The organism is Mycobacterium sp., assembly GCF_008709575.1.
Lineage (GTDB): Bacteria > Actinomycetota > Actinomycetes > Mycobacteriales > Mycobacteriaceae > Mycobacterium.
The window spans coordinates 1-645 of sequence record NZ_VYIK01000423.1 but is presented as its reverse complement, the minus strand read 5'-3'; the positions used below and the strand labels follow the sequence as shown (position 1 = coordinate 645).

Sequence of the window (645 nt, the reverse complement as noted above, 5' to 3'; positions counted from 1 at the left end):
ATCGCCGCCTGGGAGGCGGCGTTGGCGGGCAGCGCGCTGCGGATGCTTGCGCAGCGGGTGATCAATGCTGAGGTGTTGCGCGGGATGGACAAAAATGCGCAGCACTGGATGGGCCTCATCGATCGCCATGTCCCGGCATTTCTTCGTGGCTTCGCCCGCGAGGTCGTGGGCGTGCCCGACCTAACGCTCTACCGGGAGATGGAAAGCGGGGGACTCGAGTACCGGATGTACTGCTTCACCAAGCCGTGAAGCGGTGTCTGTTCCCCGCCGTGCTCATGGATCCGGCCGCCGGGAAATTGCGCGCAACCAGTCAGTAGTTGTTGCAGGTGTTGGCAACCTGCTGGAAGAGGCCCAGGTACTGCTGAGCCGCCGGCGAGCTCTCGATCTGCTGGGCCATCTGCAAGCGCCGACTCGGCGGCGAGGCCAGGAACTGACGCAGAGCGGACTGCGCTAGCGGCGACGCGTCGAACTGCGCGGCGGCAGCCGGATCCTGCGCGTTCAACGCTGCGACCGCCTGCGGGTAACTGCAGGTTGTGTTGACGATCGGACCCAGATCGGGATCTGCCGAGGCAACCCCGGCCCCAGCGGTAAGCAACGCCGCACTGCCAACCGCGACGGCCAGTCTGCTTAATGCCAGTCTGCTCG

General features: G+C 65.6%; 1 protein-coding gene and 1 pseudogene. One reads left to right on the top strand and one right to left on the bottom strand.

Features of this window, described 5'->3' with window-relative positions; genetic code table 11:
- Positions 1–249: pseudogene (locus F6Q13_RS19370) on the top strand (SAM-dependent methyltransferase); the annotation flags it as partial.
- A gap of 61 nt (positions 250–310) precedes the next feature.
- Here the strand turns inward: F6Q13_RS19370 and F6Q13_RS19365 are convergent.
- Positions 311–637, bottom strand: coding sequence for a hemophore-related protein (locus tag F6Q13_RS19365; RefSeq protein ID WP_293059969.1), 327 nt, complete (start codon positions 635–637; stop codon positions 311–313).
- Positions 638–645: the final 8 nt, after the last annotated feature.